This is a genomic window from Enterobacter sp. HMSC16D10, assembly GCF_001807145.1.
Lineage (GTDB): Bacteria > Pseudomonadota > Gammaproteobacteria > Enterobacterales > Enterobacteriaceae > Enterobacter > Enterobacter roggenkampii.
Window position 1 is genome coordinate 1 of the sequence record NZ_KV787819.1, and the last position, 3,553, is coordinate 3,553.

2 protein-coding genes and 1 pseudogene are annotated in these 3,553 nt (G+C 36.6%); 1 reads left to right on the top strand and 2 read right to left on the bottom strand.

Going from position 1 to position 3,553, the window contains the following annotated elements; all coding sequences use genetic code 11:
• Positions 1 to 26: 26 nt before the first annotated feature.
• Positions 27 to 794 (top strand): annotated as a pseudogene (locus HMPREF3143_RS01870) (tyrosine-type recombinase/integrase); the annotation flags it as partial.
• On the opposite strand, the gene HMPREF3143_RS01875 reads toward HMPREF3143_RS01870, so the two are convergent.
• Both HMPREF3143_RS01875 and HMPREF3143_RS01880 read right to left on the bottom strand, forming a co-directional pair.
• Positions 782 to 1,621, bottom strand: coding sequence for a DUF4435 domain-containing protein (locus HMPREF3143_RS01875; protein WP_063215888.1), 840 nt, complete (start codon positions 1,619 to 1,621; stop codon positions 782 to 784). The pseudogene HMPREF3143_RS01870 and the gene HMPREF3143_RS01875 sit on opposite strands and share 13 nt — an antisense overlap.
• Positions 1,614 to 3,011 (bottom strand): AAA family ATPase, encoded by a 1,398-nt coding sequence (locus HMPREF3143_RS01880; RefSeq protein ID WP_063215887.1) that lies wholly within the window; start codon positions 3,009 to 3,011, stop codon positions 1,614 to 1,616. Before HMPREF3143_RS01880 ends, HMPREF3143_RS01875 begins: the two co-directional genes overlap by 8 nt.
• Between the last annotated feature and the right edge of the window lie 542 nt (positions 3,012 to 3,553).

Here is a 3,553-nt window from a genome sequence, read left to right on the forward strand (position 1 = left end):
TGCAAAAACGGGAGTGACCATAGATTCCGTTTATCGGCCAACGCCCAATCGAACAGATTGAACCACTAGAACTGCTCACCGTTCTGCAAAAGATCGAGAAAAGAGGTGCTTTGGAGCAAACCAGTAAGATCCGCCGCCGTTGTGGTGAAGTTTTACGTTATGCCGTAGCCACCGGGCGAGCTAAATATAACTTTGCTCCTGATCTGGCGATTGCGCTCAACAAGCCTAAAACTCAACACTTCCCGTTCCTGACTGAAAGTGAATTACCTGCTTTTGTCAGCGCTCTGAAGAACTATCAAGGCAGTTTAGTAACCAAGTACGCCACACAGCTGCTGATGCTAACAGGTGTGAGAACAATAGAGCTACGTGCTGCGGAATGGGCCGAGTTTGATTTAGATAACGCCCTCTGGGAGATTCCTAAAGAGCGAATGAAGAAACGCCGTCCTCATCTAGTTCCTTTATCTACTCAGGCGCTCATTATATTAAGGAGGTTGCAAGTAATTACGGGGAATTACAACCTCGTTTTCCCAGGCCGCAATGATGTCAGGAAGCCGATGAGTGAAGCCAGTATCAACAAGGTGATTAAGCTGCTGGGCTACCATGGACGCTTAACTGGCCACGGTTTCAGGCATACAATGAGCACGATTCTGCACGAACACGGATTTGAGAGCGCTTGGATTGAAATGCAACTTGCGCATGTTGATAAGAACTCTATTCGTGGAACTTACAATCATGCGCAATATTTAGACTCAAGACGAAAAATGCTTCAGTGGTACGCTAATTATCTTAATTGATGAATAAGATGATCTATTTCATCAATAAAAGCCAATAAAATGCGTTGAAGAGCTTCTGATTCTTGGAAGTTTTTCATTCCTTTATATTCTTTAACCGCACTCGACATAAGCTCTACAAAATCATGTCCCCTAATGCACAATCGAGGATCACAATCTAATTTATCTAACCAATCACTATGCAGTTTTACGAATTCGGCTTCTCTAGCTTTGAGACCAAAGGTAATCAGATTCTTATTTATATATCCACTGAAATCAAAAATAAGCGTACTGTTTTTAGATGAAAGAGATTTCTTAATATCACACCATTTACCATTCAGATTAAGTTGACGATCAGCAAGTTTAATACTATAAAGTTGCTTGAGAACGGTTAAAAAGGATGCGTAAAAAACTCCCCAATTATTAATTTTGCTATTAGAAATATCGACTAGTATACGCTTAATAAGTTGCTCTGAGAAAAAGTACATTTCAAGGGAGCTAAAATCAGTCCAAATAAGTTGCGGGATATCTTCAATAGCATCAAACCAATGATCTAAGTCCTTATCTACTAAACATTTATAACTATTACAATGTAACTCTTCCAACTCTTTTGCTAATGCGATAACCCTCTGTTTATTTCCATCGGTCAACCCATACTTTTCAAGAATCTCGAATGGAATATCTACGCTATCAATTACGTATGAAACAATTGATTTTTCATCATTTTTTTCACACCATGAATTCAGCACTAATTTATCAAACACCCCTTCAACATATACATCCTGAAGAGTAGGCTCAACAAAATAGCGAGTTTTAATATCTTCAATAGTTCTTCTTGGTAAATCAGACATTTTCATTTTCCAATTTAACCACACGATGACGATGTTGAGAAATAATTTCCAGCGAGTGTGATGCGAATATAAATTGAATATTTGCACCATCAGTTATATCTAATAAAGAATTAATAATTATACGTTGCCACTTTATATTCAATGAAATTTCTGGCTCATCAATCATAAATATACTAGGTGTATCTCTCGCTACTAGTACATAGCAAAAAAGCAGTAATAACTGCTGCTCCCCAGAAGAAAGCTGAGCTGGTTGTAAAATATCTCCAAATCTATTTATTATCATAAATCCCTGACTCAACTGAAAGCGTATCTCTTTATCAGTCAACAATCCATTTATTGTAGAAATAAATTTATTCAATATTTTATATATGGATCTCACACCAGCTAATCGGCCTTCTAAACTTTCAATATAAGGCTTTAATAACTCAGCTGACAATGCTCTTTTGGAGTGTGATGCGGTGGACAAGATCTTTTCAAACTCAGACATTTCTAAAAATGAAGTTAATTCATATTTAGCCAAATCTTGTGTTTCTGAACCTATTTTTTTTAGATTACCTCGTAATATATCAATATCATCATCTTGAAAAATAACTTCGGTTCTATCAGTGCTTGAGACTAATTGTTTGAGAATTCTAACATATGTTGAATGGACATTATCGGTGCCCTGATTTGTTCCTTGAACTGCTTTTCTTGCTATCCACTTTGTCGCGGCACTCAACGCTTGACTAAGAGCTATCTCTCTCGAACGTAAAACAAGATCATTTATTCTTTTAGGTGTTCCCATTCTAACAGCTTGACGTAACTCAACTTCATCGTCAGGATCGCTAATAGTATCACCATCTAAACGTCTATCTGCATTTAAAATAAATGTGATAGGTGTGACTTTCTTTAAAGTTTCGATATAAAGGCGCTCACTAGTAACTTTTCTAAGCGGATCTTTTACCGTTGATTTCTTAGCTTGTCTAGGCAATAGCTCTATAATATCTCGATCATGAAAGTAAACAACTTCATCATCAACAATAACTCTTCGTGATTCATTAGAACTTTTCCTATAATTCCACCTAGCGATTACTTCGTCACCTTTTAATATATCTAACACCATCAAACTATCTTCACCTCTTTGTGAATCATGTTTTGCTGTTAGTACATAACCAGAAGTTAGTTCTACCTTCAATAATGAAAAACTCGTACGGTACAGAGCCGTACGATGCCCACTCCGATTATCTGGTGAAAGTAAATGAAAGGCTAATCTTAAGAGTGTACTTTTCCCAACTCCATTGTCACCATATAAAATTACAGCACTACTATTAATTTTTTCACTGTCGAAATCATAAGTATATAAACCAAATAACTTTTCAACATAGATAGACTTTATCAATTGCTGATCCATAAACTCTTCCTTAAAGATAATTTATTACACATATTATTCAACAACCAAACTATTAAGCATTATAAACATATGGCATATAACAAATTTTACTAGCGTACTTCAACTTTACAACACTGGGGCTCGCAAATTCTAGGAAATTATCATCAAAATCGCACTACACCGCACCCGCCTGCGGTTTTCAGATCACAAAAATTTTTCAGTTGGGATTTTTTACAAATGATAGCGCCAGACCGCGCCACAACTGGGGATTTACAGCGAGCAGAGAACTGAAAAGAGTGAAAAGAATTTCAGCTTTTTTCAGTTCAGATTTACTCCAACGTAGTCATCATTTGAAATAAGCTATTGATAATAAAGAGATATAAAATTTTAAGTGAGATTTTTTCATGATAACTTACGACACACTTAAAAGTTAACCGACTGATTATCATGCAAATTTTTTGTTAAGCAACTGAAATTTAATGAACCGAAGCCGGGAAAATTTAGTTACTCCCGGCGAACCGTTCAGTGGCTCTCTTTGGCTGCCAACAGGAGTTCTAATGCTT